Origin of the sequence: Nannocystis sp., assembly GCF_016714285.1 — a bacterium.
Lineage (GTDB): Bacteria > Myxococcota_A > Polyangia > Nannocystales > Nannocystaceae > Nannocystis.
Genome location: NZ_JADJNN010000009.1, coordinates 163769 through 178670 on the forward strand (window position 1 = coordinate 163769; position 14902 = coordinate 178670).

Here is a 14902-nt window from a genome sequence, read left to right on the forward strand (position 1 = left end):
CTCATGCGGCTCGCCCGATTCGCCTGGGTGACGGCGCTGCTGGCCGCGTCGGCGGGATGCGATACGGGTAGGAGTCGCGAACAGCCCGCCTGCGCCGCGCTGGCTCGTCCCTTCGACCCGACGCGCGACGCGGACTACGCCGCCTATGCCGCGAGCGTCGCTCGCACGCGCTGTCCCAAGCCGTGGACGGTGCTGATCTACATGGCGGCCGATGTCGAGGACCTCCCGGCGCAGGCCTTCGCCGACCTGCGCGAGATGGAGGACGCGCTGGTCCGTGGCGGCGTAGCGGCGGCCTCGAGCGAGCGCGCCGACGTGATCGTGCAGCTCGACCTGCCTGGGCCCCCGGGTCTGCGGCGTTACCACCTGTTCTCGCGGACAGGTGCGGTGGAGCCGGTGGCCGTGGTGCCGAGCTCGCCGGAGGTCGCGTCCTTGCCGGAGGCGGAGGGCGGGCCGCCGGAGCAGGCGCTGGCGGAGTTCGTCGCCTGGGGTCGCGCGCAGTATCCGAGCGATCGCGTGATGGTGGTGCTGTGGGGCCACGGACAGGGCTGGCGGCCGCGCACGGAGACCGGCGAGCGGGTGCGCTACGTCGAGGGCGGCTTCGTCGGCGGCTTCGGCTTCGACCACAGCCAGGGCACGGTGATGGACGTGCCCGCCGTCGCTGCGGCGCTGCGCGGGTCGGGCGACACGCCGATCGACGTGCTGGTCACCGATGCCTGCCTCATGCAGAGCGTCGATGTCGCCGGCACGCTCGCCACCGCGGCGCGCAACCTGGTCGGGCACGAGCAGATCGATCCCTACGCGGGGTTGCCCTACGACCGCGTGATCCCGCTGGTCAACGGCCAGCGCCCGCCGCCGCCGCATCCGGCGTGTCGTACGGACGACGAGGCCTGCCGCGTCGCCGTGTCGCTGCCGCCGCTGCTGCTCGCGCCGGGCGGCGCGACCGAGGAGACATTCGTCGCCTCGGCCGCGGCCGCCGACGCGCTGAGCGGCGAGCTCCTGCCAGCGCTCGCCCGGCTCTCGACGGCGCTGGTCGCATTCCTCGACGAGGACCGAATGCGCAGCATCGACGTCCTGGCGCGCCTGGCCTCCCGGAGCCCCGGCGAGGCCATCCCCGGGTTCGCCGGCAATACCGTCGACCTCGGGGTGTTGCTCGTGCGGCTGCGCCAGGAGGCCCAGGAAGAGGCGCTCCGCTGCGCGTCCCCGTGTCCCGGCGTCACCGGCTTGCTCGCGGCGCTCGACGACAGCGAACGAGCGCTCGACGCCGTCGTCCTGACCGTGGCGGTCGGACCGGCCTACGCCGAGGACGACGCCTATGCGTGGACCTCGGGGCCGCTCGGTCTGTCGGTCTGGCTCCCGCCGCATGCCGAGGTGTTGGCGGCCCGTCGAGCCGCGTTCGCCAGCAGCCCCGCGAGCGGATGGTTGCCGTGGCTCGATCGCCTCCACGCCGCCCCGTGACAGGGCCATGGCTACGGATCCTTCTTGCCCTCGATCACGGTGCCGACCCGCTGCAGCAGCTTTCCGAACAGCGAGGGATGATAGTTGATCACGAAGGAGAGCAGCGAGGTGAAGCCGGCGAGGCGCACATACTGCCGCTGCGTCGGGGCCGCGGGGTCGTCGCCGAAGATGAGGACCCCGGCGATGAGCGACAGGTAGACCAGGAAGGCGCGCAGCAACGCGGAGTTTCGCGGCGAGGTGGTGTCCTGGGCGCTGTCCGCGAGCTCGGCGTCGGTGCCGAGACTGGCCCGGGCGCCGAGCGCCCCGAGCAGCCCGGCGATCAGGCAGAGGATCGCCACGTTGGTGAGCGTGTAGGTCCCGATCACCACCAAGCCGTTGACCAGGGTCCCGGTGAAGCCGCCCGCGAGGACCGAAAACGCCTCACGATAGGGCCGCGAATCCACCAGCGTGCCGAACAGGAAGGTGACCAGCCAGATGACGATGCCGAGCCACAGCATCACCATGTCGGCGATCGTCAGGGAGCTCCTCGAGGGCGGTGCAGTGGCCATGAGGGTCGCAGAGCAATCTTCGTGCCATCGACGCAAACCACGTGGGCGGGCGAAAGGTCCACCGGGCGGCGAAGCGGCTGCGCGCGGCCGCCGAGCGGCACTGGCGAAGCGCTGGCCTTGGGGGGCCGCAACGGCGACAATGCTCGCGTGCTCCGTGGGCTCCTGCTCGGGTGGTCGGTCGCGGCCGTTTGTGGGTCCGGAGAGGCCCGTGCGCCGGCCACGGCGTCGACCAGCCCCGAGTTGCCGGCTCGCAACGCCGTGTCCGCGTCGGTGAGCTCGCCGGCGAGCTCACCGGTGAGCTCGGCTGGCGAGGGATCGACGATCACGTCCAGCGATGATTGCCCCGACGCGCCCGAGACCCGCAACGGCTATCGCGACGCGGACGGCTGTCCCGACGATCTGCCGCCGGAGCTCGCGGCGATCACCGGGGTGATCGAGGGCGTGGTGTTCGAGCTGGACAAGGACATCATCCGCGCGGGGACCTCGCGCGAGGTCCTCGATGGGATCGCCGAGGTGCTGCAGCGTGTACCGGAGGTCCAGGTCGAGATCCGCGTGCATACGGCGCACGAACCAGGCATGCAGAGCTACGGTCGCTGCCTGAGTTGCAGGCGGGCCGGCGCGATCCGCAACTACCTCATCTCGCGGGGCGTGGAGCCGACGCGCCTCGTGGCGCGGGGTTATGAGTCGAGCCTGCCTATCGCCGACAACCGGACGCCGGAAGGGCGCCGCCGGAACCGACGGGTGGAGCTCGTGCTGCGCGAATGAAGGCCCAAATACCGTCAGGGCACGAGCACGAGCTTCCCCATCACCTCGCGCCGCTCCATCCGCGCGAGCGCCTCGCCGGCGCGAGCGAAGGGCAGGATCGCATCGACGTGCGGTCGCAGGCGCCCCGCGGCGACCGCGGCGAAGATGGCATCCGCGTTGGCCCGGTGCCGCTCCGGCTCGCGCGCCACGAAGGCGCCCCAGAACACGCCGACGATCTGGCAGCCCTTGAGGAGCACCAGATTGAGCGGGATCTTCGGGATCTCACCATTCGCAAATCCCACCACCAGATAGCGCCCTGCCCACGCGATCGAACGCAGCGCCGCTTCGGTGAATGGTCCGCCGACCGGGTCGTAGACCACGTTCACGCCGTCGCCGCCGGTCAGGCGCTTCGCGCTCTCCTTCAGATCTTCGCGCACATACTGGATCGTCTCGTCCGCCCCGTGAGCGCGACAAAACGCCAGCTTCGCGTCGCTCGAGGCTGCCGCGATCACGCGCGCGCCGAGCAGCTTCCCGATCTCCACCGCGGCGATCCCGACGCCGCCCGCCGCGCCGAGCACCAGCAGCGTCTCGCCCGCTTGCAGGTTCGCGCGATCGATCAACGCGTGCCAGGTGGTCGCGTAGGTCAGCAGCGTCGCAGCCGCGACCTCGAAGCCCACAGCGTCCGGCACCTCGATCACCGCGGCCTCCGGGACGACGATCCGCTCCGCGAAGGCCCCGTGGATCACGGTCACCGCCACGCGATCACCGACCGCGACGCGGGTCACGTCCGCCCCGACCGCGGTCACCACTCCCGCGGCCTCGCCTCCGGGCACGAAGGGCGGCTTCGGCCTGAATTGATACTTCCCGTACGAGAGTAGTACGTCTGGAAAATTCACCGCCGCGGCGCGCACGTCGATCGACACCTCGCCCGGCCCGGGCTCCGGCTCCGGCAATTCATCGACGCGGAGACCCGGGGGTCCGATGAGCTCGTGACAGCGAATGGCGCGCATGAGAGCCGCACACTATCACGGACCTCGCGCCGCGAGCCTCGCACGGCCACGCCGCGCTCGCCGGACCGCCGACCTCGCAGTCGCCGCTGGAGACTTGAGCGACAGATGCGCGCGAGCACGCATTGACCGCCGACCCGGAGCGAGGCGCTGTCCGCAGACGATTGACACGCCCGCCGATCTTGCCCAGCATCGGCGCCATGCAGTTACGTTGGCATGGACTCTGCGCATCGATCTGTGGCCTTGCGTTCGCGGCTTGCGGTGACGACGGGGGCGGCTCCACCACCACCACGCCGATGACGACAACGACGGTCGGCATGACCACGGCGATCGACGAGTCGACCGGGGCCGCGCCCACGAGCCAGGCCGCGACCACCGAGGCCCCGACCACCGGCCCGGTCGACACCACGACCACCGACACCACGGGCCCGGTCGACACCACCACCGGCGACACAGCGAGCACCGGCACCGCCGCGGTCTGCGGCGACGGCATGGTCGACGGCGACGAGCAGTGCGACGACGCCAATCAGCGACGACGGCGACGCCTGCACCAACGCCTGCACGCTCGCCACCTGCGGCGACGGCGTCGTCCGGCCCCGGCGAGACCTGCGACGACGGCAACCAGATCGACGACGACGACTGCACCAACGCCTGCGGCCCGGCCTCGTGCGGCGACGGCAAGGTCCAGTCCGGCGAGGAGTGCGACGACGGCAACCCCGACGACACCGACATGTGCATCAGCAGCTGCAAGCTCGCGCTGTGCGGCGACGGCTTTGTGCAGGCCGGCAGCGAGGCCTGCGACGACGCCAACGACGTCGACACCGACGCCTGCCTGGTCGGCTGCATCGCCGCCAAGTGCGGCGACGGCCTGGTCCAGGACGGCGTCGAGGACTGCGACGACGCCAACATGTCCGACCTCGACATGTGCACCAACGCCTGCAAGACCCCCGCCTGCGACGACAAGATCCGGAGCGGCGACGAGAGCGACGTCGACTGCGGCGGCAGCTGCCCCGCCTGCCCGCTCGGCAAGGCCTGCGCCACGAGCCCCGACTGCACCAGCAAGTTCTGCAACCTCGGCACCTGCGAGGTCCCCAAGAGCTGCCAGCAGATCAAGACCGCCGACCCCATGGCCAGCGACGGCACCTACACGATCGACCCCGACGGCGCCGGCCCCGGCGCCGCGATCACTGCCTACTGCGACATGAAGACCGACGGCGGCGGCTGGACCATGGTCTTCAAGCTCAGCTCGGGCGTCGCCGGTGACGCCAACAACCTGTGGAACGGCGCCGCGCTCAACGAGAGCGACCCGGCCCTGCTCGACCTCAAGAAGTCCACCAAGCACTACGTCAGCGGCTACATCGCCAATTACTGGAACAAGGGCGGCGTGGTCATCACCGATGTGCGCACGCACGTGTACAAGAACGCCGCGATCCAGAAGTTCTGGAAGTACGACGGTACGACCACCACCAGCATCAACTGGTTCACCAACACCCGCCTCACCGCCTCGTCGTACCCCGATCTCCCCGGCGGCCCCTTCAACTACTACGCGATCGCCGGCGACGGCGCGAACGGCCGTCGCTGGTTCATCAATCGCCAGTATGGCGGCTGCAACGTCGACGCGGGCTGGCTCATCATCGACAGCGCCCCCGATCCTTGCACGTGGGAGACCAACGTCAACGCCCCCGCGCTGCGCATCCTTTACGCCCCCGGCGTCAGCTTCACCAACTGGCAGACGGCCGTCGACAACAACCAGATCGGCTTCGCGGAGGTCTTCGCGGTCTTCGTCCGTTGATCGCCCGAGTGAGCTTGTCGCGGGGCTCCGGCGATGCAATGCTCCCGCGTTCATGTCGTTCGTGACCACACTGCTCCTCGCCCTGGTGGTCGCCGGCTCGCCGGGCAAGCCGCGCAAGGTCCGGAACATGCCGGACGGGTGGACCTGGCCGCCGTCGGCCGCGATGAAGGAGGCCGGTGCGCGTTGTCTGGCTGCGCTCGACGCGGCCGAGGTCCAACATCGGCCGGCCGCGCCCGTCAAGAAGATCGCCACCCCGATCGAGATCCCGGAGATGCGCATCGGCGGCATCACGCTGGTCCCGCTGCGCGGCGAGGGCCCGTTCCCGATGGATTGCCACTTTGCGGCCGCGATCGCCGGTGTCGCCCCGGAGCTGCGGGCCCTGGGCGTCCGGTCCCTGCACTTTCGTACGCTCCACAAGTACCGGGCCGTGCGCAAGCGCGGCAAGAGCATGCGATTCCTCAGCCGTCATGCCGTCGGCCTGGCGATCGACGTCTTCGAGGTCGGCTTCGACGACCGCGAGATCTTGCGGGTCAAGGCCCACTGGTCGGCGGCCGACCATCGCCTGGCGAAGGTCGCCGCAGTGTTCGAACACGCCGCCGCATTTCGTACCCCGCTGACCCCGGCGAACGACCCGCGAGACCACGACGATCACCTCCACCTCGAGGCGCACATGCAGCTCGGCGACCGCGACGCCGCGCTCGTCCCGAAGGACGAGCCGTGAGGCGGCAGGCCGAGCTGTCCTTCGATCTGTGGTGAATCCGCGAGCGCCGGGGACCAGGCGCCGTGGTAGGTGTGGGTCATGCTCCGCGCAGGCATGTCGTGCTCGCTGTTGGTGGCCCTGGCCTGTCATGCTGGTGACACCGGCGTCGTCGGGGCCGCGTCGACGAGCGGCGAGACAGGCGGCGAGACAGGCGGCGATACGTCGGGCGCGTCGACCTCGGCGGCGAGCTCGTCGGCTGGCAGCTCGTCCGGCGAGCCGACCTCGGGCGCCTCGGGCGTGGGCGTCACGACCGACGAATCGGACCCGACGACCGGGGCGGTGATGTCCTGCGGGGTCGTCGATATCGCGGGCAGCTGCGTCGACGTCGCGGCGTGCGGGCCCGGCTCGACGTCGTTTCAGGCGCTGTGTGACGGACCGCCGGCGCTGCAGTGCTGCGTGCCCGCCGGGCCGCCGTGCAGCGTCGACGGGGCCCCGGGGCTGTGCATGAGCGCGGCCGGATGCGCGGCGCCGTTCGTGGCGACGCCGGGCCGCTGCCCCGGGGAGGCCGACATTCAGTGCTGCAGCGACCCCGCGACCGCCTGCGATCCCGATGCAGCGCCGCGTCCGAACGAGGGGCTCGCGGAGCTGACGTGGGATCCCTCGTGCCCGCCGGGCATGATCGGCAGCGACGGTTTTTGCATCGACCGGCACGAGGCCTCGCTGGTCGAGATCGACGCGCGCGGGCAGGTGGTGGCCAGCTGGTCGCCGTATGTCAATCCCGGGAGCACGCGGGTGCGCGCGGTGTCGCTGCTCGGGGCGGTCCCCCAGGGATACATCTCGGAGCTGCAGGCGGCCGCCGCGTGCGCGGAGGCGGGCAAGCGCATGTGCAGCGACCTCGAGTGGCTGCGCGCGTGTCAGGGCGCGAGCGCGGCGATTTATCCGTACGGCGACGCGGTGATGCCGGGCGTGTGCAACGACGCCCGGGCGGTGCATCCGGCGGTCGAGTATTTCGGGACCGCGGATCCCTGGATCTACGGAGAGCTCGACAATGCGTGCATCTCGCAGATACCCGCGAGCCTGGCGATCACGGGGCAGCACCCCGGCTGCGTGTCCCAGGACGGGGCGCTCGACATGATGGGGAACCTGCACGAATGGACCGCCGATCCCGAGGGGAGCTTTCGCGGCGGATTTTATGTCGATACGGTGCTCAACGGACCCGGGTGTCTATATAAGACCACGGCCCACGACGTGACGTACTGGGACTATTCCACGGGGTTTCGCTGCTGCGCGGATTAGTGGCTACGGCAGCGCGCAATACGCCGGGAAGCTCTTCGGCAGCCCGTCCTTGTACGGCGACGGCTTTGTGCCGTACGGGTGATCGCGGAAGAACTGCCACACGCCCGCCTGCGCGGGCCCCTGCGGGATGCTGTGGCCCATCCCGTGATCGCAGATGAACGCGAAGCCGCCGCGGTCCTCGATCACGGCCTGGTACATCTCGCTGGTCTGCTGGAACATGAGGAGCACCACGTCGCTCGGGCCGCCGTGGAAGATCATCGCGGACAGCGGATTGCTCGGCTCCTGGTCCGGCGGGGCCGTGATGAGGCCGCCCGAATATGGCGCCGCGCTGGCGATGTAACCCGACCGGCGAATGCTCATCTGCGAGGTCTGCAGCCCGCCCGCGCTCATGCCCGCCGTATGAATGTGCGTGACGTCGACGCCGAGCTGTTCGATCGCGCAGGCCAGCACTTCGTCGGCGAGCAGCAGGTCGTCCTCGCGCGACCCGAGCACCAGCCACCATGGGAAGTCGCCGGCGGCTGGATCGTGCGCGGGCGCCACGATGATCCCGCCCTGTGCCACAACCTGGGCGACGTAGCTCGCCCCGAGCCCGTACAGCGCCTCCTCCGGCGAGCTGCCGGTCCCGTGCCAGTAGAACACCAGCGGCCCGTCCATCGTCGCCGCCGCGTCGGACAGCCACAGCCGCACCGCGCGCGGCTCCATCCCGGCGGGTGCGAACATCACCTCCCCGTCGGCCAGCTTCGGGCAGGTCCCCGTCGGCGTCGGCAACATCGTCGGCATCATCGGCATCATCGGCGGGCCCGGCTCGCCGCTCGTCGACGCCTCCGCGCCGGTGTCCTCCGTCCCGGGCCCGGATGTCGTCATCGCCGACGTGACGCCGGTGGTCACGCCGCTGGAGCCGACGTCCGACGTCGTCCCTTGCCCGCTCGAGCCCTCCTCCCCGTCGGGTGAGCCCGACGCGCCGCAGGCGATCACGAACAGGAGGCCGGGAGCGGCGAGGCGGAGGCGAGGCAGCATGCGCACATCCTACACGCTGCCTGGATCCTTCGCGCCACGACCTGATATAGAGTGACCGCATGACGTCCGTGCCCGAGTGGACCGCGATCGCAGTGCAGATCACGCGCTGGGCGCTCGAGCCTGCGACGCGCAGCCTCGGGCTGGCCGAGGCCCTCGACGGCCTGGGTGCGCGCCTCCTCGCGGCGGGCGTCCCGGTCCGGCGCATGCGCACGAGCGTGACGACCAAGCACCCGGAGCTGTTCGTGCGGGCGGTCATGTGGCACGCCGAGCGAGGCACCAATGTGCGGGACGGGAAGCGCGACCTGCTGGTGACGGCGGTCTATCTCGGGAGCCCAGTGGCGCGGGTGAGGGCCGGTGAGCCGCGGATCCGCTGTCGCCTGACCGGCCCCGACGCGGATCTCTCGTATGCGATCTGCGAGGAGCTCGCCGCGGAGGGGCTCACCGATTATGTGGTCTATCCATTGATCTTCGGCACCGGCGAGCGGACCTACTTCTCGTTCGCCACCGACGCCGCCGACGGCTTCTCCGAGGCCGATCTGTCGCTGTTTGCGGCGCTGCTCCCGGTGCTCAGCGTGCGCGTGGAGGTGGAGTCCATCAATTATGCCCTGTCGAGCCTGCTCGAGGTCTACCTCGGTCACAACGCGGCGTCGCGCGTCCTCGCGGGGTCCTTCATGCGGGGTACGGGTCAGCCGATCCACGCCGCGATCTGGTTCTGCGACATGCGTGGTTTCACCACGATGGCCGATCGGCTCCCGGCGACCGAGGTCGTGAAGACCCTCGACCGCTTCTTCGAGAGCGTCGCCGGGCCCATCGGGCCGCATGGGGGCGAGGTCCTGAAGTTCATCGGCGACGCGGTGCTCGCCATCTTCCCCGTCCTCGCCGATGGCGTCGGTGCCGCCTGCGGCCGTGCGCTGTCGGCGGCGAAGGCCGCGGTCGACGGCATTTCGCTGCTCAACAGCGGTGGGGACATTCCACCGATCGATCTCGGCATCGGGCTCCACGTGGGCGAGGTCATGTATGGCAATATCGGCGCGCGCGACCGCCTCGACTTCACGGTCATCGGCGCGGTCGTCAATGAGGTTTGCCGGGTCGAGTCCCTGTGTCGGGCGCTCGCCAGCCCGATCTTGATGACCGCGGCCTTCGCCGCGGCGTGTGACCGGGACCGGGTGCGGAGCCGGGGGATCCACGAGCTCAAGGGCGTGGCGGCGCCCCAGGAGATCTACGCGCCGGCCGAGGATTGAACTGCCGAGGATCAGTGACGTGCTGCGGAGCTGCTCAGCGGTCCGATAGATGCGCCCGCGGCCGGAGCCATTGTTCATCGCCAGCGCCGAGCTGTCCCCGTGGCATGCAAGCGCGGCGCAGGACCGGCAGCACCGCGCGCGCATCGACCCCGCACAGACCCGAGGCCCAGGCTGCGTTCGCCTCCACGATCGCCCAGCCGCGCCCGGCGATCTCCCCGACGTCGATCACGACGGCCGGCGGCAGCGCGACCTCGCTGCGCAGCAGACGCTCGAGGCAGGCGCGTGCGTCTCGCTCCTCGTCCGGGCCGAGCGGCCACTCGCCGAGCTCGGTCTGCGCCAGCTGCCCGTCGCGTATGTACGCCGAGAGGCCGACGACCGTCCGCTCGCACACGAAGGCCCGGACCTCGACCCCGAAGCGCACCGGCTCCGCGATGAGCACGGGCAGGTCATCGGCCACCAGCGCATCGACCTCGACCGGCGCGTAGACCCGCGCCGGAAAGAACTTGTCGTCGACCGGCTTGACGAAGACCGGGCCCGTCAGGCGCCGGGCCACGCCGAGGGTGGCGAGCTCGATCTCTCGCAGCCGCAGCGCCGCCGGTAACTCGGGCAACCACGCATATGTCGGCTCGAGCAACGCGAGGTCCAGCGCGGCGGCGACCGCATCGGCGAGCATCGTCTCGCCGTAGATCAACACCTCGGCCGGATCGACCTCGCCCGCCAGTTCGGCCGAATCGCTGATCTGGCGCACGCGCGTGGTGCTCCACCCGGACGCCAGCGCCGCCTGCCACAGGGCGATCGAGTCGGCGGAGTAGCGCGGCGAGAGGATGAGCCTGGGCATGCCCGACGATACGCACGGCAGCCGTCGCTGGCCAGCGCCTGCTGGCTCGACTCGCCGATACCCGCTCAGGTCACGAGGTTCCAGTCGTAGGTGACCTGGTAGTGCGCGTGCGGGTCGCTCCCGCCGTGGATGAACGCGTCGAGGACGCCGGGCGCGGTGGTCCGGCCGCCGTCGTCGGCGACCGCGTCGCGACCCGCCACGAGCATCGTGACCGTCGCTGGATCGAAGGGGTCGTCCTCGACCCACCCGAGCACCGGCTTGAGGATCGCATCGAGGCCGATCTTGAGGGCGACCGCCAGCGCCTCCTTCAGGAGCGAGTTGTCGACCTTGTCCTTGAGCTGGTCCTTGAGCTGCTTCTCCGCCCATTCCTTCGCCTTGTGGATCGCGCTGATCAGCCACTTCTGATCGCTGAAGTCCTTCTCGACCAGGAGCAGCGTCGCCGACATCACCTTCGGGAAGGTGCCGCTGTCGACCGGGAGGCTGGCGAGGACGCGTCGCTGGAGGTTGATGCTCGCCCCCTTCTTGAACGACCCGACGCGAAATGGCGACACCTCGACCGCATAGACGCTCTTCGCCGCGCCGCCCGCGACGTCCTCGGTGACCGTGAGGACCCCGCCGAGGTCGATCTCGTCCTTGCCCCACTCGCGTGAGTCCTTGATGCAGCGGACCGAGTGGACGCGGAGCTCGAGGTTTCGCGCCGGCGCGGCGGGCGGCGCCTCGAGGCCCTGGAATATCGGGATGAACCATTGCCAGTCGAAGAAGGGCAGGCCGATCTGGTCGCCGATCGGGAGGCTCAGACCGAAGTCGAGCGGAGGGCCGACCAGCGCCAGGCGCTGGTTGGTGGCGGCGCCCGCGAGGCGGGCGCGACGAGCCGGCGGCGCCGTGGCGATGATATCGAGGAGCGTGGCCTCCAGGCTCTTGTGCTTGCGATCGATCGGGAACTCGTTGGGGCGCTCCAGGTGCAGGCGGACCTTGTGGACCGCCGCGCGGCTGCGCTGCTCGAGGGCGTTCAGGAGGGGCTCCGCCTGTTGCTGGGCGTGCTTTGGGATCTTGATGTCACGGATCATTCGGGTCATGTCACGTCACTCCTTTTGGTCTCGTCGGCTCCGTTCAAACATCGCGGGGGTGGCCGCCGCCGCGCGGGTTTTGCTTATCGTCCGGGTCGTCCTGGCCTGAACCACCGTCCCCCGGGAGCACGGGCAACCCGAGCTCGCGGTCGCCGAACCATGCCGGCTGGTGCGACGGGCCCCGCGGTCCGGTCGTGTCCTTGAATTCGCCGATCTGCCCCCAATGGCCGGAGTAGCGCAGCCAGCCGGGAGGTGCCGGATCGACCCACTCGATCCGCTCCCAGGTCCGCCACTCCGGGCCGCCGTCCGCGGTGTGATCGTCGGGGAGGTTGTTGCGCGGCTGCGTGCCGCCCTTGCGATAGGAGGCGTGGCTGTGCTTCGCCGAGTACACGACCAGGTGGCCGTCGACGAAGCTGCACTCCGCGGCGGCGAAGGCCCGCCCATCATGGTGCGCCGAGAAGAAGACCCGCTGGACCCGACCATTGGCCACCCGGAGGGTGACATGCTCCCAGTCGCCCTCGTGGGCGAAGCTCACGGGGCCGGGGGCCATGTCACCGTTGTAAGGGTAGAAGAACCAGTACTGGATATCTTCGTAGTCAGGCCAGGGGAGGACGTGGACGTAGCATACCGCCGCGCCGAGATCGCCGCGCCGGATCGTGTCCTCCGCGCCGACGATCTCGAGGAAGAAGTCCGACGGGCGATCGCCGCCGGAGCGCTGCCCCTCGCAGGCCTGGGCGACGATCGTCGCGTCATTGACCCGACCGGCCTCGAGGATCTGGCGGTCCTTCTTCCAGCTGCGATCGAAGCGCATGCGCACGTGCGGCAGGAACCAGGGGACGGACGCCGGCTTGTACGGGTCCTGAGGGTGGAGGCGCACGAGCGGCGCCAAGCGCTTGATCAGGGTGAGGTCAGCCATGGGATGGGCTCCACTTCGATCGGGCCAAAGAAGCGAGCGCGCCGCTCAGCCCGTAAGCGCAGGCGCGTCCGGTCGACTATCGTGGTCGACCTCTCCCGAGAGGACGAGGGCCAGATCCAGGTGGCGCACAACATTCGCGGCCCGCGGTGGCTCGCCCTTCGCCCAGTCGTGCGGCCATCGGCTCGCGCGTCCGCGCGCACGGCCTCTTCTTCACAGCGACTCGACAGCCAGCAGGTCCGCGAGGGCGGCGGCCTGGCGCACGATGTCGGGCACCGCCGTCGTCTCCCACAGGTGAGCGCGTCGCAGCGCTCCGAGCGTGAACAACCACGGCGATGATATCCCGTGCTCGTCGATCGCCCGACCGCACGCGTCGGTCATGACCCCGAGTCCGAGCGGATCTGGCTGCAGCACCCCCTCCGCGAGCAAGTGCCGAAACAGCGCCCCGGGCCAGGCGCGCACGTCCGTCTGCGGCCCCGTGCACAAGATCAGGCGGTCGCAGCGGAGGCGCCGGATCGTGGTTTCTCCGCGTGGCATGAGTTCGACGACGAGGCCGGATTCCTCGCGGATCGCCGCGATCCGCCCGGGCACGAGCAAGACCTGCCGATCCGCGCGCAACGCCTCGATCACCGCCAGCGAGTCCGCCGCGGCCCGGTGGCGCAGCACCTCCCAGAACGGCCGGACCTTGGCCATGAATGCGTGCTTCTCCGCGAGCGGCAGGCTGCGCCACACCGCCGTCGTGTGCGGGCGCAAGGCGTCGATGACACGCTGCCATGGGATGCCCGCCAGCTCGGCGCGCTGCACCTCGGCGCGGAGGTGGCGGCACAGGCCGAGCACGCTGCGCGGCAGCTTCTGGGGGTCGAGCTCCACGGATGCATGGCCGTGCGCCCCGGGTTCGAGGTGCGGCCGCGGCAGCAGTCCGTGCCGCGAAGTGACGAAGATGCGTCCGCGGTGGCCCTGGTTGCGCAGCGCGAGCAGCACGTCGACCGCGGTCAACCCGGAGCCGACCAGCAGCAGCTCCTCGTCCGCCGCGATGCGGGCCAGCGAACCATCGCTCCACGGATCGTCGATGACCCATGGCGAACGCAGCAGCTCTGACGATAGCGCCGCGGGAGCCGCGGGCAGCTGATTACCGGTCGCCAGCACCACGGCGTCCGCTCGCAGGAAGGTGCCGTCCGCCAGCGTCACCCCGTCGGCCGCGGCCGCGACAGCCTCGCTGCGATGGAACCACAGCTTGCCGCGGCCGTCGGCGATGGCGTCAGCGAGCCGCGCCTCGACGTAGGAGCCGAACAGATGCCGCGGGAGCAGGGCCCCGGCGCCCACGGTGGTCCCGCCGTCGCGCGCCCACTCGACGAAATCGTTCGGGCGCTCGGGGAGCACGCTCATGCGCTCGGCCGGAACATTGAGGCGAAGCGCCGGATCGCTGGTCCCGTAGGCTGGGCCGCGCCCCAGGCTCGGGCGGCGCTCGACGATCGACACCCGCATCGTGCCGCTCGCGGGTCGCAGCAGGTGGATCGCCAGCGCGACGCCCGAGACGCCGCCGCCGACAATAACGACGTGACGCCCCTCGTAGGTCGACGGCGGCTGGTCGATCGGCAGCGCCGGCGCGTAAGCGTGCAGCGAGACCAGCGGCTCGCGGCCCAGGTTCGTGATCTGATGGACCAGTCCGGGGCTGCCCTCGGCGATCACGGCCCCCGGCTCCCAGCACGCGTCGGGCTGACCGAGGCGGATCTCCGTCGACGTGCCAGCGACCACCCGAAAGGCGCAGGCCGAGTGGCCGTGAGCGTGCAGCGAGGTCCGTTGGCCCGGCAGCCAACACAGCACCCGGAGCTCGAAGCGGGGCCGCTTCAGCATGCTGTTGCGACGGTAATTCCTGGCGCCGAAGCTGACCCATGGATCGAGGTCACCCAGCTCCAACGGCACCGCCGCGAGCGCGCGCGCCAGCGTCTCGCTCGTGATGGCGGTCGACGCCTCAATGGTCGCGACCAGCCGCTCGACTCGGGGGGACAAAGGACTGTGCATCGGGACGGCCGTGCCGCGTGCGGAGCATATCCGCCGCCGTCCCGGCGAGCAATCCACCGTTCGCTCGCCGCTGGATAGTCATGATCGACGTAGGCGAATGACAGGAGCGCGATGATGTGGTGGGCTTGCCTGGTTCGTGCCGTGGTGCATGACGCCTGATCGACAGGCCGCGGCATGCGGATCCGCCGTATGGGCTTTCTCGGTGGCGCGGGTAGGCGCCCTGGGCGTTGGACCGGCGGCCGGGCCGCCCCGCGACGCTGGC

Annotated in this window: 13 protein-coding genes; 6 read left to right on the forward strand and 7 right to left on the reverse strand. The window is 70.4% G+C overall.

Annotation, left to right across the window (positions count from 1 at the left end; genetic code table 11):
• The first annotated feature begins 3 nt into the window (after positions 1-3).
• Positions 4-1455 (forward strand): clostripain-related cysteine peptidase, encoded by a 1452-nt coding sequence (locus IPJ59_RS17375; protein WP_293272553.1) that lies wholly within the window; start codon positions 4-6, stop codon positions 1453-1455.
• 11 nt (positions 1456-1466) lie between these two features.
• Here the strand turns inward: IPJ59_RS17375 and IPJ59_RS17380 are convergent, their stop codons facing one another.
• Positions 1467-2003, reverse strand: a complete 537-nt coding sequence (locus IPJ59_RS17380) for a hypothetical protein (RefSeq protein ID WP_293272554.1) — start codon at positions 2001-2003, stop codon at positions 1467-1469.
• A gap of 147 nt (positions 2004-2150) precedes the next feature.
• Here IPJ59_RS17380 and IPJ59_RS17385 point away from each other — a divergent pair, with 147 nt between their 5' ends.
• Complete coding sequence (locus IPJ59_RS17385) at positions 2151-2768, forward strand: OmpA family protein (protein WP_293272555.1); 618 nt, start codon at positions 2151-2153, stop codon at positions 2766-2768.
• Positions 2769-2782: 14 nt separating this feature from the next.
• Here the strand turns inward: IPJ59_RS17385 and IPJ59_RS17390 are convergent, their stop codons facing one another.
• Positions 2783-3757: an NADPH:quinone oxidoreductase family protein gene (locus IPJ59_RS17390; protein ID WP_366524615.1), complete on the reverse strand. Its 975-nt coding sequence runs from the start codon at positions 3755-3757 to the stop codon at positions 2783-2785.
• Positions 3758-4265: 508 nt separating this feature from the next.
• Between IPJ59_RS17390 and IPJ59_RS17400 the strand changes: the two genes are divergently transcribed.
• The 3 genes from IPJ59_RS17400 (at position 4266) to IPJ59_RS17410 (ending at position 7542) form a co-directional block, all read left to right on the forward strand.
• On the forward strand, positions 4266-5546 hold the full coding sequence (locus tag IPJ59_RS17400) for a fibrinogen-like YCDxxxxGGGW domain-containing protein (protein WP_293272556.1): 1281 nt from the start codon (positions 4266-4268) through the stop codon (positions 5544-5546).
• Between the two features lie 61 nt (positions 5547-5607).
• Positions 5608-6267 (forward strand): extensin family protein, encoded by a 660-nt coding sequence (locus tag IPJ59_RS17405; RefSeq protein WP_293272557.1) that lies wholly within the window; start codon positions 5608-5610, stop codon positions 6265-6267.
• A gap of 78 nt (positions 6268-6345) precedes the next feature.
• Positions 6346-7542 carry an SUMF1/EgtB/PvdO family nonheme iron enzyme gene (locus tag IPJ59_RS17410; protein ID WP_293272558.1) on the forward strand — a complete coding sequence of 399 codons (1197 nt, stop codon included), beginning with the start codon at positions 6346-6348 and terminating at the stop codon, positions 7540-7542.
• A 3-nt stretch (positions 7543-7545) separates the two neighbouring features.
• Here IPJ59_RS17410 and IPJ59_RS17415 read toward each other — a convergent pair whose 3' ends face one another.
• Positions 7546-8559, reverse strand: coding sequence for an alpha/beta hydrolase family protein (locus tag IPJ59_RS17415; RefSeq protein WP_293272559.1), 1014 nt, complete (start codon positions 8557-8559; stop codon positions 7546-7548).
• Positions 8560-8618: 59 nt separating this feature from the next.
• Between IPJ59_RS17415 and IPJ59_RS17420 the strand changes: the two genes are divergently transcribed.
• Positions 8619-9800 carry an adenylate/guanylate cyclase domain-containing protein gene (locus IPJ59_RS17420; protein WP_293272560.1) on the forward strand — a complete coding sequence of 394 codons (1182 nt, stop codon included), beginning with the start codon at positions 8619-8621 and terminating at the stop codon, positions 9798-9800.
• Between the two features lie 34 nt (positions 9801-9834).
• Here IPJ59_RS17420 and IPJ59_RS17425 read toward each other — a convergent pair whose 3' ends face one another.
• The 4 genes from IPJ59_RS17425 to IPJ59_RS17440 all read right to left on the reverse strand — a co-directional run bounded on the left by IPJ59_RS17425 (position 9835) and on the right by IPJ59_RS17440 (position 14628).
• A complete protein-coding gene (locus IPJ59_RS17425; protein WP_293272561.1) occupies positions 9835-10638 on the reverse strand; it encodes an ATP-grasp domain-containing protein in 804 nt (267 codons plus the stop codon).
• Positions 10639-10703: 65 nt separating this feature from the next.
• Complete coding sequence (locus tag IPJ59_RS17430) at positions 10704-11714, reverse strand: hypothetical protein (protein WP_293272562.1); 1011 nt, start codon at positions 11712-11714, stop codon at positions 10704-10706.
• A 34-nt stretch (positions 11715-11748) separates the two neighbouring features.
• Positions 11749-12621, reverse strand: coding sequence for a Vps62-related protein (locus IPJ59_RS17435; RefSeq protein ID WP_293272563.1), 873 nt, complete (start codon positions 12619-12621; stop codon positions 11749-11751).
• Between the two features lie 210 nt (positions 12622-12831).
• Positions 12832-14628, reverse strand: coding sequence for an FAD/NAD(P)-binding protein (locus IPJ59_RS17440; RefSeq protein WP_293272564.1), 1797 nt, complete (start codon positions 14626-14628; stop codon positions 12832-12834).
• Between the last annotated feature and the right edge of the window lie 274 nt (positions 14629-14902).

Excerpts from the sequence above, each read along its gene's own strand:
- IPJ59_RS17375 (WP_293272553.1), top strand. The coding sequence starts at position 4 with ATGCGGCTCGCCCGATTCGCCTGGGTGACGGCGCTGCTGGCCGCGTCG.
- IPJ59_RS17380 (WP_293272554.1), bottom strand. The coding sequence starts at position 2,003 with ATGGCCACTGCACCGCCCTCGAGGAGCTCCCTGACGATCGCCGACATG.
- IPJ59_RS17390 (WP_366524615.1), bottom strand. The coding sequence starts at position 3,757 with ATGCGCGCCATTCGCTGTCACGAGCTCATCGGACCCCCGGGTCTCCGC.
- IPJ59_RS17410 (WP_293272558.1), top strand. The coding sequence starts at position 6,346 with ATGCTCCGCGCAGGCATGTCGTGCTCGCTGTTGGTGGCCCTGGCCTGT.
- IPJ59_RS17415 (WP_293272559.1), bottom strand. The coding sequence starts at position 8,559 with ATGCTGCCTCGCCTCCGCCTCGCCGCTCCCGGCCTCCTGTTCGTGATC.
- IPJ59_RS17420 (WP_293272560.1), top strand. The coding sequence starts at position 8,619 with ATGACGTCCGTGCCCGAGTGGACCGCGATCGCAGTGCAGATCACGCGC.
- IPJ59_RS17425 (WP_293272561.1), bottom strand. The coding sequence starts at position 10,638 with ATGCCCAGGCTCATCCTCTCGCCGCGCTACTCCGCCGACTCGATCGCC.
- IPJ59_RS17430 (WP_293272562.1), bottom strand. The coding sequence starts at position 11,714 with ATGACCCGAATGATCCGTGACATCAAGATCCCAAAGCACGCCCAGCAA.
- IPJ59_RS17435 (WP_293272563.1), bottom strand. The coding sequence starts at position 12,621 with ATGGCTGACCTCACCCTGATCAAGCGCTTGGCGCCGCTCGTGCGCCTC.